This is a genomic window from Micromonospora musae (assembly GCF_003626635.1).
GTDB classification, from domain to species: Bacteria; Actinomycetota; Actinomycetes; order Mycobacteriales; family Micromonosporaceae; genus Micromonospora; species Micromonospora musae.
The window spans coordinates 214,144-227,406 of record NZ_RAZT01000004.1 but is presented as its reverse complement, the minus strand read 5'-3'; the positions used below and the strand labels follow the sequence as shown (position 1 = coordinate 227,406).

Genomic DNA, 13,263 nt, shown 5'->3' with positions numbered 1-13,263 from the left:
ACCTCGACCTCACCCGTGCGTCTGCTTCGGCAGGGTGAGGATCTCGGCTCCGTCGTCGGTGATGGCGATCGTGTGCTCGCTGTGCGCTGTCCGGCAGCCGGTCGCGCTTCGGAGCGTCCAGCCGTCGGCATCGGTGACGAGTTCGGCGGTGTCCGCCATGACCCACGGCTCCAGCGCCAGCAGGAGCCCGGGGCGGAGCTTGTATCCACGACCGGGTTTCCCGGTGTTCGACACGTGCGGGTCCTGGTGCATCGTCGATCCGACGCCATGACCACCGAACTGCGTGTTGATCGAATAGCCTGCCTCGCTCAGCACCGAACCGATGGCATGGGAGAGGTCACCGACCCGGGCTCCAGGTCCGGCGGCGGCAATCCCCGCGCGCAACGCGCGTTCGGTCGCGTCGATCAGCGCGACGCTCTCGGCGGGCGCGGAGTCGCCCACGACGAAGCTGATGGCGGAGTCGGCAACCACCCCTCCCTTGGAGACGGCGAGGTCGAGGGAGAGCAGATCGCCGTCGGCGAGCGTGTAGTCGTACGGCAAACCGTGCAGGACGGCATCGTTGACGGAGGTGCAGATGTAGTGGCCGAACGGCCCGCGCCCGAAGGAGGGCTCGTAGTCGACGTAGCAGGACTGCGCTCCGGCCTCAACGATCATGGCCTGGGCCCACCTGTCGATCTCCAGCAGGTTGGTGCCGACCGTGCTGCGGCCCTTCAGGGTCTGCAGGATCTCGGCGACCAGGGCGCCCGTCTCCCTCGCTCGCGGCAGGTCGGTGGGGTTCAGGAGCTCGATCATGTGCCGCCTTCCTCGCACATCCAATAACTATCCCGGCCATAGTATCCCGGTACTAGAATCGGCCCATGGTCAGGTTGCCGCTCACCCCCGCGGAGGTCGAACGCGGGCAGCGCCTCGGCGCCCTCCTGCGACGCGCCAGGGGGGAGCGCTCGATGCTCCTCACCGCGCTGGACGCCGGCGTCTCGCCGGAGACCCTTCGGAAGATCGAGTCCGGCCGCGTGGCCACCCCCGCCTTCTCGACCATCGCGGCGATCGCCGACGTCCTCGGCCTCTCCCTCGACGTGGTCTGGGCCGAGATCAACCAACCGGAACGCGCCGCCGCACCCGCGCGGCTGGCCTCGTAGGCCGCGCCCCCGGTCGGTACGCCCAGCGTCGACCCCGAGAGCCGGATGAGCCCTCGACGCGACGAGTACGGCGGTAGTAGGACCACCCGGCCACCGGCAACGCGATCTCCCACGCCACCAGCAGCGGCAGGCCGATGAGCACTCCGGTGGTCGTGAAGATGTCCTGCGGGCCGGCTGTGTCGAGCTGTTCGAGAAGTTGCGTGGGCAGCGTCAGCGAATAGCCGATCATCAGCGCGGAGCCGAGAACGGTGGGGGTCAACGGGAGCCACGGCGGCACCCTGCGGCCACGCAGCAGCGGTATCCAGCGCGGGAAGGTCAGGCCCCAGTCGCTGATGAGCCCGAGGGCCAGCACCCCGCCCAGGGCCGCGAGAACACAGAGAACGCCCAGGTAGAACGCACCAGGCGGCATACCGAGGAACCCCTCGACCGGGTGGTCCCCGACGCCGGGGCCGCGGCCCTGATACCACTCGCCGAACGGGCCGGGGTTGGCGAACAGCGGAATGCCGAGGATCCACGGGACGTGGAGCGGGATGAAGCCGAGCACCGGCGCCACCCATGCCGCATGTCCCGCCCAACGTGCCCATCGCGGCGGCGGCGGCGCGCACCGTGCCGTTGCCCCCGCCACTGCCTGCCTGGTCGCCTGAGCCATGCCACGCCTCGCCTCGCCTTCGCACGGTCCGATGCTTCTCGTCCGGCCACTGGGCTTCAGCGCGCCCGTCGCCATACCGAACGTCGCAGGGTTCCGGCGGTGGCAGCACACCCGCCCGGGGGATCCCGCTCCCCCTCGGGAGTACCGGGCGAGGGTGTCGTGCACCGACATCCCTGAGCCGACCTGGCGGACTAATCGGCCGCCGAGGGTTTCAGCAGGCTGCTCTCCATCTGCCGAAGAAGGCCGAGCACGGCGCGTTGCTGCTCCGCGGTCAGCTCGCTGACGGTCAGGCGCTCCAGCTCCGTCCAGATCCGCTGGACCTCGCGCCGCAGCGCGAGGCTGGCCGGGGTGGGCTCGACCAGGGTGGCCCGCCGGTCGTCCGGGTCCGGCACCCGTCGCACGTAGCCGGCGCGTTCGAGGCGCTGCACCGTACGGCTCATGCTGGCCGAGTCGGTGTCGAACCAGGCGGCCAGGTCGACCTGTCGCTGTGGGCCCGAGTCCCACAGACGCATCATCAGTAACTCCTGGCTCGTGTGCAGACCGGCCTCTCGCAGTAGTTGCGCGGCGCGCAGCCGGTGGATCCGGCCGAGACGGACGATGGCGTAGCTGATCGGGCCACCGAGAGCGGTCTCCGGCAGCTCGCCCTCGCCCGGCGTGTCACCCGTCCCCATGGCGGCAGATTACCTGACCTGGTCAGCAGTGGCGGCAGTCACTGGTGGATGCGAAATACACCCAGCCCCACGGTCAGTTACCTGTCCTAGACAGCTAATCCTGATGGACGGGCTGTGTCATCCACAGAACCAGGAGTCGACCATGAAGGCGATCACGTTCTACTCGTTCGGCGGGCCCGAGGTGCTGCAGGTCGCCGAACTGCCGCAGCCGACCCCCGGCCCGCGGCAGATCCGCATCCGGGTCCGGGCCGCCGGGGTGAATCCGATCGACGGCAAGATCCGCAGCGGCTCCATGGAGGCGATCTTCACGACCCCGCTGCCCGCCGTACTCGGGGTGGACGTCGCCGGGGTCGTCGACGCCCTCGGCGACGGCGTCACCGACGTCAGCGTCGGCGACCGGATCGTCGGCTGGGCCGACGCGCCCGCCGGGGCCTACGGGGAGTTCGCACTGGCCAGCACGTACACCAAACTTCCCGACGGCCTGGACTTCGCGGCGGCGGTGGCGCTGCCGGTCGCCCTGGAGACCGCGACCCGCAGTCTCGACCTGCTGCGGGTCCGCGCCGGGGACACCCTGCTCATCCACGGCGCGAGCGGGGCCGTCGGCCAGATCGCCGTACAACTCGCCGCCGACCGCGGCGCCACCGTGATCGGCACCGCCGGCGAGGCGAACCAGGACCGGGTACGGGGACTCGGCGCCGTCCCCACCGTCTACGGCCCGGGACTGGTCGAGCGGGTCCGCGCGCTCGCCCCGAACGGCGTCGACGCGGTGCTCGACGTGGCCGGCAAGAACGCCCTGCCGGACTCGATCGAGCTGCGTGGGGGCACCGACCGGATCGTCACGATCGCCGACGGCTCCGCGCCGGATCTCGGCGTCGTCTTCACCGCCGGACCGGAGCAGCGATCCGCGGCCGACCTCGCCGCGCTCGCCGACCGTCTCGTCCGCGGCGAGGTGACCGCCACCGTCGCCGCCGTCCTCCCGTTCGCGGACGCCGCCGCGGCGCACCAGCTCAGCGACGGCGGTCACGCCGGCGGCAAAGTGGTGCTGGTGCCCTGAGACCAGCCGACCACGCCCCACCCCGTAGCCGCGTCGTGCCTCGAGCCAGAGCCCGAGGCAGGACGCGGCACTGCTCTCCCACCCCTCTCCCGCCGCCGGGCCCGCGCGCCGGCCCGGCGTGATCGATCCACCGCGCCTGTCACAGATCCCAAGGCTGCGCTGTCTCGACTGCCGGAGAACGGAAAGGCGCCGGGAGAAGCGCATGCCCACCGATAGCGGGCGCAGGGATCTCGGCGTGGCCCCCGAACCGGCAGGGGCGAGGCCCCGGCAACGTCGCCGACGACCTCACCCCTGCCTCCTGGCCGCGGGCCCGACCTCGTACCGGTCGGCGCCCCGGCGGCCGCTCGCGTCGCCGTCGCCGACGGCGCCGACGGCGGGTTCGGGGGCCGGAGTCCGGGCATCGGAAGGAGAAGAGCGGCGCGGTGAGGACCAGTCGAGTCGAGGCGTTCAGCGATGGCGTGCTCGCCATCATCATCACGATCATGGTGCTGGAGCTGCGGGTGCCGGAGGGTCACGACCTTCCCGGCCTCGTCCACGACACCGGCGTCGGCCTGCTCACGTACCTGCTCAGCTTCGTCTACGTGGGCATCTACTGGAACGCCCATCACCACATGTTCCACCTGGTCCGGCGGGTCAACGGCGCCGTGCTCTGGGCGAACCTGGGACTGCTGTTCTGCCTGTCGCTGGTGCCGTTCACCACCACCTGGGTCTCCGAGTCGAGGTTCGAAGAGACCCCGGTCGTCGTCTACGGTCTCAACCTGCTCAGCGCGGCCGTCGCGTACGTCGTGCTCCAGCAGGTGATCATCCGGCAGCAGGGGCCGGACTCGCCGCTGCGCGAGGCGGTCGGCAGCGACCTCAAGGGCAAGTTCTCCGTGGCATTCGACGTCGCCGGAATCCTCGCCGCCCTGCTGATCGGCGGGCGCGTCGGAGTGGGGATCGCGCTGGCCTGCTTCGTCGCCATCGTGATCGTGTGGGTGGTCCCGGACCGCCGGATCGCCCGGGTGGTACGCGAGCACGAGCCGGCGCAGTAGGACGCGAGACCGGCCTCCGCGCGCCTCGCCTCCGGGTGGAGCCGCTCCGGCGGCAGGAATTCAAGATCAGAACGGCGGAGGACGTCACAGGCCGGGAGGCTGTCCGGTCGTAGCGGGTGACGGATGACAACTGACGCTCAAGGCGAATGGGAAGGCTTCAGATGAAGATCGTGGTAATCGGCGGCACCGGCCTGATCGGGTCGAAGCTCGTCGCGAAGCTCGGCGAGCACGGCCACGAGGCGGTGGCGGCGTCGCCGAACACCGGCGTCAACTCCCTCACCGGCGAGGGCCTGGCCGAGGCGATGACCGGCGCGTCCGTGGTGGTCGACGTGTCGAACTCCCCCTCGTGGGAGGAGCACGCCGTGATGGAGTTCTTCCAGACCTCCACCCGCAACCTGCTCGCGGCGGAGGCGGCGGCCGGCGTGGGTCACCACGTGGCGCTCTCGATCGTCGGGACCGAGCGGCTCGCCGCGAACAGCTACTTCCGCGCGAAGATCGCGCAGGAGAAGCTGATCGAGGAGTCCTCGATTCCGTTCTCGCTCGTGCACGCGACGCAGTTCTTCGAGTTCGTTCCCGGCATCGCCGACTCCGCGACGGACGGCGGCGTGGTCCGGATCGCGCCGGTGCTCTTCCAGCCGATGGCCGGCGAGGAGGTGGCCGAGGCGCTCGGCCGGGTGACGGTGGGCTCGCCGTTGAACGGTCGGGTCGAGATCGCCGGGCCCGAGCAGGTCCGGATGGACGAGTTCTTCCGGAAGGTGCTGGCCGCCGCGGGCGACCCGCGCGAGGTGGTCACCGACCCGCACGCTCACTACTTCGGGTCCGAGCTGGAGGAGCGGAGCCTGGTGCCGGACGACGGCGCGCTCCTCGGCAAGGTCGCGTACGCCGACTGGCTGGTGCAGAACAAGCCCGCCAGGTAGGCGGCGGCTCGCGGTCGGCGCCCGGGCGGGCGAAGGCCGGCGGCGAGCCGGCGTGGAGATGGTCGCCGGGCCCCGTTCGCGGGGCCCGGCGACCGTCTGCCCTCGGCCGCTGTCGCGCCTGCGGCCGTGCGAATACGTCGAGCCGGGCCGGTGAACCGGCCCGGCTCGCGCATGGCGGTGGAGGTCGCAGGTGTCGGTCCGCGCCCGCCCCCGCCGGTGCGCCGGCGGGATTCGGCCGAGGACGGCGGCCGAACGCCACACGGCGACGACTACTCGACGAGCTTCCCGACGGTCGACACGTCCTGCATCAGCTCGGCGATCTCCGTGGGGACCGGTGGGATCTCCTCGCGGACGATGCCCGCCGTCGGCGACCAGACGAGGTTGACCTGGAGCGTGGGGTCGAGGTTCGGGTAGTCGCTCCGGTTGTGGCAGCCGCGTGTCTCACGCCGCTCCAGCGCGGCCTCCAGGGTGGCTCGCGCCGCGAGCGCCGACGCCTTGAGGTCGAAGGCGTGCGCCAGGTCCTGATAACCCGCGATGTCCGGGTGGACGCCGATGTCGGTCATCCGGTCCTCGATCGCGCCCAGCTCGGTGAGTCCGGTGCGCAGCCCCTGCTCGTCGCGGACCACACCGGCGTGCTCCGTCATCGTGTTGCGGATCGCCCGTTGCAGCGCGCGTACGTTCTCGCGGCCGTCCGCGGAGAGCAGCCCGTCGATCTCGGCGCGAGCCTCGCCCACGGCCTCCCGCGAACGCCGCTGCGCGTCCAGCCCGGCGGTGTAGTCGGCGACGGTGGCGCCGACGATGCGGCCGTAGACGAGCAGCTCGATGAGCGAGTTGCCGCCCAGCCGGTTGGCGCCGTGCAGACCGCTCGCCGCCTCGCCGATCGCGTAGAGGCCCGCGACGTCGGTGCCGTGGTCCTCCGGGCGCACCCAGACGCCACCCATCGAGTAGTGCGCGGTGGGTGCGATCTCCATCGGGCTGGTCGTGATGTCGCGCATCTGCAGCTCCAGCATCATCTGGTAGACGCGCGGCAGCCGGTTCATGATGATCTCGCGCGGCAGGTGCGACACGTCGAGCCAGACCCCGCCGTTCGGCGTTCCCCGGCCCTGCTTGATCTCGGTGTACGCGGCGAGCGCCACCCGGTCGCGGGTCGACAGCTCCATCCGCTCGGGGTCGTAGCGCTCCATGAACCGCTCCCCCACCGCGTTGCGGAGGATGCCGCCTTCGCCGCGGGCGGCCTCCGAGACGAGGGTCCCGGCCGCGTTCTCGGGTTCGAGGATGCCGGACGGATGGAACTGGACCAGTTCGGGGTCGCGCAGGCGGGCGCCGGCGAGGACCGCGAGGCGGAACGAGTCCCCGGTGTTCTCGTCCCGACGTGAGGACGTCCGGCGCCAGATCCGGGTGTGCCCGCCTGCGGCGAGGATCACCGCGTCGGCGTGCACGAGGTAGCGGGTGCCGTCGTTCACGTCGAAGCCGTACGCGCCGAACACCACGTTGTCGCGGACGAGGAGGCGGGTGATGTAGACGGTGTCGAGGATGGGGACGGAGAGCTGGGCGGCGCGCCGGATGAGGGCGCGTTGGATCTCGAGGCCGGTGTAGTCGCCGGCGAACGCGGTGCGGCGATACTTGTGGGCGCCGAAGAATCGCTGGGAGATCCGGCCGTCCTCCTCCCGCGCGAAGCCCATCCCGAAGCGTTCGAGGTCGTGGATCCCCCGGGCGGCGCCCTGGGCGACGATCTGCACGGTGTGCGGGTTGGCGAGCAGGTAGCTCTCCTTGATGGTGTCCGCGGCGTGCTGCTGCCAGCTGTCCTCGGCGTCCATCGTGCCGAGCGCCGCGTTGATCCCGCCGGCCGCCAACGACGTGTGGGCGTCGAGCTTGGGTCGCTTGCCCACGGCGAGGACGTCGACGCCGCGCTCGGCGAGTTCGATCGCGGCCCGCAGGCCGGAGCCTCCGGTGCCGATCACCAGGACCGAGGTGGAGAGGCGTCGTTCTAGTTTGCTCATGGTGTTTCCCGTTCTGCGGTGAGGGGTGGCCGCCCCCCTGTGCGGTCAGGGGGGCGGCCGGTCGAGGCCAGCCGCACGGCGGTCTGACGCCGTGGTCGTGGCCTCGTCGCGCCCGCGCCAGGGGGTACGCGGGCTCGTCAGGTGGGACCGGAGCGGGTCACTGTTCGTGACTGGCGCTCAGCGGTCGGCGGAGAGCCCGTAGCGCTCACGGGCCTGCTGAACGGTCTCGGGCTTGACGTCGCCGCGCCGGGCGAGGGCGGCGAGCGCCGCGACCACGATCGACTGCGGGTCGACCCCGAAGTGGCGGCGGACGGCCTCGCGGGTGTCGGAGAGGCCGAAGCCGTCGGTGCCGATCGAGTGCCACTCCTGCGGCACCCACTGGCTGATCTGGTCCGGGACGGCCCGCATCCAGTCACTGACGGCGAGCACCGGGCCGGGGGCGCCGTCCAGCACCCGGGTGACGTATGGGGTCCGGTCCTCGCCCCGGAGCTGCGCCGCGTCACAGTTCAGTGCGTCGCGACGCAGCTCGCTCCAGGAGGTGGCGGACCACACGTCGGTCGCCACCCCCCAGTCGGCTGCGAGGAGCCGCTGGGCCTCCAGGATCCAGTGGATGGCGGTGCCGGAGGCGAGCAGTTGCAGGCGCGGGGCGTCCGCCGGCAACTGGGCGTCGGCGGTCCTGAACCGGTAGAGGCCCTTGAGGATGCCCTCCTCGACGTCGGGGCCGGCCGGCATCGCCGGCTGGACCTTCGGCTCGTTGTAGACCGTGAGGTAGTAGAAGACGTCCTCCGCGTCCGGTCCGTACATCCGCCGCAGGCCGTCGCGGACGATCACGGCGATCTCGTGGGCGAAGGCCGGGTCGTAGGCGATCGCCGCGGGGTTGGTGGAGGCGATCAGGTGCGAGTGGCCGTCGGCGTGTTGCAGGCCCTCGCCGGTCATCGTGGTACGGCCGGCGGTCGCGCCGATGAGGAAGCCGCGGCCGAGCTGGTCGGCGAGCGCCCACATCTGGTCGCCGGTGCGCTGCCAGCCGAACATCGCGTAGAAGATGTAGAACGGGATCATCGGCTCGCCGTGGGTGGCGTACGACGTGGCGGCGGCGGTGAAGTCGGCCATCGAACCGGCCTCGGTGATGCCCTCGTGGAGGATCTGCCCGTTCGTGGCCTCCTTGTAGAACAGGAGCATGTCCCGGTCGACCGGGTCGTAGGTCTGGCCGTGCGGGGAGTAGATCCCGGCGCTCGGGAAGAGCGACTCCATACCGAAGGTGCGCGCCTCGTCCGGGACGATGGGCACCCAGCGCCTGCCGGTCCGCGGGTCCCGCATCAGGTCCTTGACGAGCCGGACGAAGGCCATCGTCGTGGCGATCTCCTGGGTGCCGGACCCCTTGGCCAGGGTCTCGAACGCCTTGGCGGGCGGTTCGGGCAGCACCACCGGCCGGACTCGGCGGATCGGGGCGGGGCCGCCCAGCGCGGCCCTGCGCTCGTGGAGGTAACGGACCTCCGGCGAGTCTGCGCCGGGGTGGGCGTACGGCATCAGGTCGCCGTCGAGCCTGCTGTCCGGGATCGGGAGTTCCAGGAGGTCGCGCAGGGTCCGGAACTCTTCGCCGGTCAGCTTCTTCATCTGGTGGTTGGCGTTGCGCGAGGCGAAGCCGGAGCCGAGGGTGTGACCCTTGACGGTCTGGGCGAGGATCACGGTCGGGGCGCCCCGGTGCTCGACCGCGGCCCGGTAGGCGGCGTACACCTTGCGGGGTTCGTGGCCCGCCCGCGAGACGTGGAAGCACTCGGCGATCTTCGCGTCGGTCAGTACCTTCGCCATCTCGACGAGCGCCGGATCCGTGCCGAAGAAGTGGTCGCGGATGTAGGCGACGTCGCGGGCCGCGTACGTCTGGAACTGCCCGTCGGGGACCTCGCGCAGCCGGCGCAGGAGCGCGCCGGTGGTGTCGAGGGCGAAGAGGTCGTCCCAGGCCGTGCCCCAGAGCGCCTTGACGACGTTCCAGCCGGCCGCGTGGAACTGGGCTTCCAGCTCCTGGACGATCTTGAGGTTGGCGCGCACCGGCCCGTCGAGCCGTTGCAGGTTGCAGTTGATCACGAAGGTGAGGTTGTCCAGGCCTTCGCGACCGGCGAGGGCGAGCGCGGCCGTCGACTCCGGCTCGTCCATCTCACCGTCACCTAGGAAGGCCCAGACGCGGGAGCCGGAGGTGTCCTTGATGCCGCGGTGCTGCAGGTAGCGGTTGAACCGCGCCTGGTAGATCGCCGACAGCGGGCCCAGCCCCATCGACACGGTCGGGAACTCCCAGAGCCACGGCAGCCGGCGCGGGTGCGGGTAGGAGGGGAGGCCGTCGCCGCCGGCCTCCTGCCGGAACCGGTCGAGCTGCTCCTCGGTGAGCCGCCCCTCGAGGAAGGCGCGGGCGTAGATGCCCGGGGAGGCGTGGCCCTGGATGTAGAGCTGGTCGCCGGAGCCGTCGGCCTCCTTGCCGTGGAAGAAGTGTTGGAAGCCGGTCTCGTAGAGCCAGGCGGCGGAGGCGAAGGTGGCGAGGTGGCCGCCGAGGCCGTAGCGGCTGCCGCGGCTGACCATCGCGGCGGCGTTCCAGCGGTTCCAGGCGGTGATCCGCTGCTCCATCTCCTCGTCGCCGCTGAACTCCGGCTCGGCGGCGGTCGGGATGGTGTTGACGTACTCGGTCTCCGGCAGCTTCGGCAGTCCGAGGCCGGCGCCCTCGGCGTGTTCGAGGGTGCGGCGCAGGAGGTACGAGGCGCGGTGCGGACCGGCTGCGGTGGTGACGGCGTCGAGTGAGGCCGCCCACTCGGCGGTCTCCTCGGGGTCTCGATCCGGGATCTGGTCGAGCGCGCTCGGCTGCTTTCGCACGATGTCGGTCATGGTGGCCGCCTTCCGACGGTTCCGACCTCTCGTCGCCGGGGCGGGAGGTCGACACGGTGAGACAGGGTCCTGCCGGCGGGACGGCTCGGGCCGAGCCGCACTGCCGGTCCGCCAGGTAGGACCGACTGGTGCACCGATTCGTGACGGCCGAGCGGGCACGGGAGGTGTGACGTACGCGGCACCGGGCGGCGGCCCACCTCGGCCCCGGTCGGCCCCGCGCGGGGCCGACCGGGGTTGAGGCCGGCGCGGGAAGCCGGGTCAGCTACGCCGGCGGGTGTTGAGCCGGGCGGCCTGGCGCGTCAGGTGGTCGCGCTCGGCGAGGTTGGGCGCCTGCCGGGCCGCCTCGGTGTAGAGCCGCGCCGCCGTCGCCAGGTCGCCGTCGCGCTCGTGCAGGTACGCCGCCACCGCCGCGTAGCGGGGCAGCGTGTCGTCCAGCTCCGCGAGCGCCGCCAGCCCGGCACGCGCTCCGTCGGCCTCACCGACGGCCACCGCCCGGTTGAGCCGGACGACCGGGCTGTCGGTCAGGCGCGCGAGCTCGTCGTACCACTCGACGATCTGCACCCAGTCGGTCTCCTCGGCGGTGAGCGCGTCGGCGTGCAGTGCCGCGATGGCGGCCTGGGCCTGGAACTCGCCCAGCCGGTCGCGGGCCAGGGCCGCCTGGAGGATCTCGACGGCCTCGGCGATCGAGCCGCTGTCCCACCGGCCCCGGTCCTGCTCGGCGAGGGGCACCAGAGTCCCGTCGGCGGTGGTCCGACTGGCCCGCCGGGCGTGGTGGAGCAGCATGAGGGCGAGCAGCCCGGCCACCTCGGGATGGTCGATGGCGGCCGCGAGCTGCCGGGTGAGCCGGATCGCCTCGGCGGCGAGGTCGACGTCGCCGGAGTAGCCCTCGTTGAAGACCAGGTAGAGCACGCGCAGCACGGTGGCGACGTCGCCGGTCTGGTCGAACCGTACGTCGGAGACGGTCCGCTTGGCCCGGCTGATGCGCTGCGCCATGGTCGCCTCCGGCACCAGGTAGGCCCGGGCGATCTGGCGGGTGGTCAGCCCGCCGACGGCGCGCAGCGTGAGCGCGACCGCCGACGAGGGGGTCAGTGACGGGTGGGCGCAGCGGAAGTAGAGCTGGAGCGTGTCGTCCACCTCGGGGGCGGGCCCGGGCGCCGGTTCCGCGTCGAGCAGCTCCTCACGTCGGCGGCGGGCGGCGTCCGCCCGGGCCATGTCGAGGAACCGGCGCCAGGCCACGGTGACGAGCCAGCCCTTCGGATCCCGGGGCGGTTCGGCCGGCCAGACGCGGACCGCCTCGATCAGGGCGTCCTGCACGGCGTCCTCGGCCGCCGCGAAGTCGGCTCCGCGGCGGACGAGGATCCCGAGCACCTTCGGGGTGAGGCTCCGGAGCAGGAGCTCGTCCACCTCAGTGGCAGTCCGCGACGTTGGGCGACGCGGTCAGGAACGGACGCAGCTCCAGCCACTCGTGGATCGGCTTCCCGCCGGCCCCCGGGGCGGCCGACAGCTCCCCGGCGAGCTCGACGGCCCGTTCGTAGCTGTCGACGTCGATCACCATCCAGCCGGCGATGAGGTCCTTGGTCTCGGCGAACGGGCCGTCGGTGACCGGCGGTCGCCCCTCTCCGTCGTACCGGACGAACGTCCCCTCGGGGGCGAGCGCCTGGCCGTCGACGAACTCGCCGTTGGCCTCGAGTCGCGCCGCGAAGTCGTTCATGTACTGCACGTGCGCCGAGATCTCCTCCGGCGTCCACCGGTCCATCGGCACGTCGTTGACGGCGGCCGGGGCGCCACGGTAGTGCTTCAGCAGCAGGTACTTGGCCATCGTGGTTCTCCTCGATGCTGGTGCGACCCATTCTCGTCGCGTTCACAGCGGGGACGGAGCCGGGCACCGGTTCTCGACATCACCGGCGGAACTTTTTTCTGACCGCTTGCCGCATGATGGCGGGCGGCGTCGAAACCCTACCCGGTGACCACCGATCGGAGCTGCCCACCGATGAGAGCCCGCTACGCCAACCTCGCTCGCATCCGCGCACTCGATCCGGAGCACGACCACCTGGCCATCTACCAGGCGATGTTGCGGTACGAGTTCCCGTGGGACCTGAAGCTGGGGCTCAACCTGGCGTTCAACCGGTCCTTCTCCCTCCCGTCGATCGCCGCCGTGCACGCGGTCACCGGGGAGTTGACCGAGCGTACGCAGAAGCGGATCGACGACACCGGCATCCTGATGTACGAGATGATGCTGAACGGCTTCGACGAGCAGCGCGGCCGGGACGCCCTGCGCCGGGTCAACCAGATCCACCGCCGGTACGACATCAGCAACGACGACTACCTCTACGTCCTGGGTTGCCTGGTGGTGATCCCCACCCGGTGGCTGCAGCGCTACGGCTGGCGCCGTCCGTGCTGCCACGAGCTGCGCGCCACCCACCGCTTCTACGGCGAGCTCGGCCGCCGGATGGGTATCACCGGCATCCCCGACTCCTACCAGGCGTTCGAGACCTGGTTCGACGCCCACGACGCCGCGCATCTGCGGCCCAACCAGCACGCCGCGGCCGTCGAGCGGGCCACCCGCATGCTGATGCTCGCCCGGATCCCGCGGGCGCTCGCACCGCTGGGCGACGCGATGGTCGCCGCCCTCTACGACGAGCGGCTGCGGGAGGCGACGCAGGTCGCTCGGCCGGCCTGGCCCGTCCGAGCCGGCCTGCACCTGGTGCTGACGGGCCGTTCCCGGTCGCAGCGCTGGTTCGGCAAGCCGCGGACGACCGCGTTGTTCACGGACGGGATCACGACCAGGAGCTACCCCGACGGGTACGAGATCAGCCGGCTGGGCCCGCAGCAGGACGACTGACCGAGCCCCCGGCGGCTGAATGCGCGGATTTCTCGAGTTCACGCCGGTCATGTCCGGTTGTGCGGGCAAAGGTCCCGCCACGCCTGGTTCGGCAT

Annotated in this window: 12 protein-coding genes; 5 read left to right on the top strand and 7 right to left on the bottom strand. The window is 71.6% G+C overall.

From position 1 onward, the window contains the following. Positions 1-9: 9 nt before the first annotated feature. Complete coding sequence (gene map / locus D7044_RS09875) at positions 10-792, bottom strand: type I methionyl aminopeptidase (protein WP_120688621.1); 783 nt, start codon at positions 790-792, stop codon at positions 10-12. A gap of 65 nt (positions 793-857) precedes the next feature. Here map and D7044_RS09870 point away from each other — a divergent pair, with 65 nt between their 5' ends. Next, a complete protein-coding gene (locus D7044_RS09870; RefSeq protein WP_120674412.1) occupies positions 858-1,136 on the top strand; it encodes a helix-turn-helix domain-containing protein in 279 nt (92 codons plus the stop codon). On the opposite strand, the gene D7044_RS09865 is transcribed toward D7044_RS09870, so the two are convergent. Then, positions 1,090-1,689 (bottom strand): hypothetical protein, encoded by a 600-nt coding sequence (locus D7044_RS09865; RefSeq protein ID WP_120688620.1) that lies wholly within the window; start codon positions 1,687-1,689, stop codon positions 1,090-1,092. The two genes, D7044_RS09870 and D7044_RS09865, sit on opposite strands and share 47 nt — an antisense overlap. Positions 1,690-1,976: 287 nt before the next feature. Beyond that, on the bottom strand, positions 1,977-2,456 hold the full coding sequence (locus D7044_RS09860; RefSeq protein WP_120688619.1) for a MarR family winged helix-turn-helix transcriptional regulator: 480 nt from the start codon (positions 2,454-2,456) through the stop codon (positions 1,977-1,979). Positions 2,457-2,598: 142 nt separating this feature from the next. On the opposite strand from D7044_RS09860, the gene D7044_RS09855 reads away from it, so the two are divergent. The 3 genes from D7044_RS09855 to D7044_RS09845 all read left to right on the top strand — a co-directional run bounded on the left by D7044_RS09855 (position 2,599) and on the right by D7044_RS09845 (position 5,458). Then, a complete protein-coding gene (locus tag D7044_RS09855) occupies positions 2,599-3,510 on the top strand; it encodes an NADP-dependent oxidoreductase (RefSeq protein ID WP_120688618.1) in 912 nt (303 codons plus the stop codon). A gap of 422 nt (positions 3,511-3,932) precedes the next feature. Next, positions 3,933-4,541: a TMEM175 family protein gene (locus D7044_RS09850; protein WP_120688617.1), complete on the top strand. Its 609-nt coding sequence runs from the start codon at positions 3,933-3,935 to the stop codon at positions 4,539-4,541. Positions 4,542-4,702: 161 nt separating this feature from the next. Further along, the gene (locus tag D7044_RS09845) at positions 4,703-5,458 is read left to right on the top strand and encodes an SDR family oxidoreductase (protein WP_120688616.1); all 756 of its coding nucleotides are present in this window, start codon (positions 4,703-4,705) and stop codon (positions 5,456-5,458) included. A gap of 269 nt (positions 5,459-5,727) precedes the next feature. Here the strand turns inward: D7044_RS09845 and D7044_RS09840 are convergent, their stop codons facing one another. The 4 genes from D7044_RS09840 to D7044_RS09825 form a co-directional block, all read right to left on the bottom strand. Beyond that, positions 5,728-7,458 carry an FAD-dependent oxidoreductase gene (locus tag D7044_RS09840; protein ID WP_120688615.1) on the bottom strand — a complete coding sequence of 577 codons (1,731 nt, stop codon included), beginning with the start codon at positions 7,456-7,458 and terminating at the stop codon, positions 5,728-5,730. Between the two features lie 177 nt (positions 7,459-7,635). After that, complete coding sequence (aceE, locus tag D7044_RS09835; protein ID WP_120688614.1) at positions 7,636-10,326, bottom strand: pyruvate dehydrogenase (acetyl-transferring), homodimeric type; 2,691 nt, start codon at positions 10,324-10,326, stop codon at positions 7,636-7,638. Positions 10,327-10,584: 258 nt separating this feature from the next. Further along, positions 10,585-11,730, bottom strand: a complete 1,146-nt coding sequence (locus tag D7044_RS09830; protein ID WP_120688613.1) for an RNA polymerase sigma factor — start codon at positions 11,728-11,730, stop codon at positions 10,585-10,587. 1 nt (position 11,731) lies between these two features. Beyond that, a complete protein-coding gene (locus D7044_RS09825) occupies positions 11,732-12,145 on the bottom strand; it encodes a YciI family protein (protein WP_120674395.1) in 414 nt (137 codons plus the stop codon). A 171-nt stretch (positions 12,146-12,316) separates the two neighbouring features. Here D7044_RS09825 and D7044_RS09820 point away from each other — a divergent pair, with 171 nt between their 5' ends. Then, positions 12,317-13,168, top strand: a complete 852-nt coding sequence (locus tag D7044_RS09820; RefSeq protein WP_120688764.1) for an oxygenase MpaB family protein — start codon at positions 12,317-12,319, stop codon at positions 13,166-13,168. Positions 13,169-13,263: the final 95 nt, after the last annotated feature.

Coding starts and splice junctions, on each gene's coding strand:
- aceE (WP_120688614.1), bottom strand. CDS start 10,326: ATGACCGACATCGTGCGAAAGCAGCCGAGCGCGCTCGACCAGATCCCG.
- map (WP_120688621.1), bottom strand. CDS start 792: ATGATCGAGCTCCTGAACCCCACCGACCTGCCGCGAGCGAGGGAGACG.
- D7044_RS09870 (WP_120674412.1), top strand. CDS start 858: ATGGTCAGGTTGCCGCTCACCCCCGCGGAGGTCGAACGCGGGCAGCGC.
- D7044_RS09855 (WP_120688618.1), top strand. CDS start 2,599: ATGAAGGCGATCACGTTCTACTCGTTCGGCGGGCCCGAGGTGCTGCAG.
- D7044_RS09825 (WP_120674395.1), bottom strand. CDS start 12,145: ATGGCCAAGTACCTGCTGCTGAAGCACTACCGTGGCGCCCCGGCCGCC.
- D7044_RS09840 (WP_120688615.1), bottom strand. CDS start 7,458: ATGAGCAAACTAGAACGACGCCTCTCCACCTCGGTCCTGGTGATCGGC.
- D7044_RS09845 (WP_120688616.1), top strand. CDS start 4,703: ATGAAGATCGTGGTAATCGGCGGCACCGGCCTGATCGGGTCGAAGCTC.
- D7044_RS09820 (WP_120688764.1), top strand. CDS start 12,317: ATGAGAGCCCGCTACGCCAACCTCGCTCGCATCCGCGCACTCGATCCG.
- D7044_RS09860 (WP_120688619.1), bottom strand. CDS start 2,456: ATGGGGACGGGTGACACGCCGGGCGAGGGCGAGCTGCCGGAGACCGCT.